2 protein-coding genes are annotated in these 1,179 nt (G+C 56.5%); both read right to left on the bottom strand.

Features of this window, described 5'->3' with window-relative positions; genetic code table 11:
* Nucleotides 1-13: 13 nt before the first annotated feature.
* Nucleotides 14-565 (bottom strand): IS630 family transposase, encoded by a 552-nt coding sequence (locus tag QWZ14_RS08485; RefSeq protein WP_290316202.1) that lies wholly within the window; start codon nt 563-565, stop codon nt 14-16.
* Complete coding sequence (locus QWZ14_RS08480) at nt 454-1,074, bottom strand: helix-turn-helix domain-containing protein (RefSeq protein ID WP_456307228.1); 621 nt, start codon at nt 1,072-1,074, stop codon at nt 454-456. Before QWZ14_RS08480 ends, QWZ14_RS08485 begins: the two co-directional genes overlap by 112 nt.
* Nucleotides 1,075-1,179 lie beyond the last annotated feature (105 nt).

The raw sequence follows: 1,179 nt of genomic DNA, 5'->3' as shown, positions 1-1,179 counted from the left end.
AGATATACTCGGCCTACATCAAAACCCGGAAATTTCGCGGGTCGATGATATGGAAGTCATCGGAGATAAAGTCTCTCAACTTAAGCCATTGGCTTGGTAGTGTTTTTCGGAAGAACACGTTCACTGCATCTACGAAATCAGCGAAGCTTTCATAGTATTTGTTGTGGGTGACCGATGTGTGCATGACACGCCATAATCGCTCGATCGCGTTGAGATTGGGCGCGTAGGGCGGCAGGAATCTGAGATCGATCCTTTGTCCGTGCTCGACCATCCATGCCTCGACCTCCTTGGCATGGTGGTATCTGGCATTGTCGAGGAAAACATGGATTTTTCCCGCCCCCGGGTAGGCGGAAAGCAAGCGCGAAAACAGGCGGATGGTCGTCTCTGCGTTGACGGTTTCCCCTTCGACGATCTGGCAGAGGCCGCTTTCCAGATTGATGGCGCCATGCAGGTTCAGCCGCTGGCGACCGGCCGTCCGCAAGATGGCAACCGGATCGCCTTTTCTGATCCAGCCATGGGCCGGACGGCTCTGGTATTCCGGATGAACCGCATCAAGGAAAACCACCTGGTCATTGNCCCCAATCCGCTGAGGAGACGGGAATACTCGGCCACGAACGCTTGTTGCGCTTGCACTGTCGGCAAGCGCGGTAGCGCCTTCGGCTTCTTGTATTCGAACCCGAGACGAGCGAGCAGCTTGATCATCCCGGACCGGCTGTAGGCGATGGAAAACCGCTTTTCGACAAGGGCAATGATCTCGGACGTGCTGGTGAACACGCGCGCCATCAGCGCTTTCACCAGGTCTATTTCCTGCGGCGCCGAAAGACGCGGCAGGCTGCCTTTCCAGCCGAAATCCGTCAGACGCCCAACACCGCCCGATGTCCAGCGTTGATGCCACTGGTAAACCGTGTCGTCGTCAACATAAAGCACCCGCGCCACCTCCGGCACGGCAAGCCCGTCATCCAGAAGCAAGATTGCATGCGCCCGACGCGCCGGGCCATGCTGGCCGGACGGCCGCCGCACTAGGGCCAACAAATGCTGGCGTTCCAAAGCGGTCAGGAATTGGCCTCTGATCATCCCGTAAGCAGAATCCATCAGCGCCGATTCCGCAAGCCTTCGCAGCTATTTGCCGGGATTCTACGGAGTCGGGGTATATCATAAAAAAATATGAAATAATTGATC

It is taken from the genome of Paeniroseomonas aquatica (genome assembly GCF_030409335.1).
GTDB classification, from domain to species: domain Bacteria; phylum Pseudomonadota; class Alphaproteobacteria; order Acetobacterales; family Acetobacteraceae; genus Belnapia; species Belnapia aquatica.
Note: the sequence above shows the minus strand (reverse complement) of the source record. Positions and strands in the feature narration are given on the sequence as shown.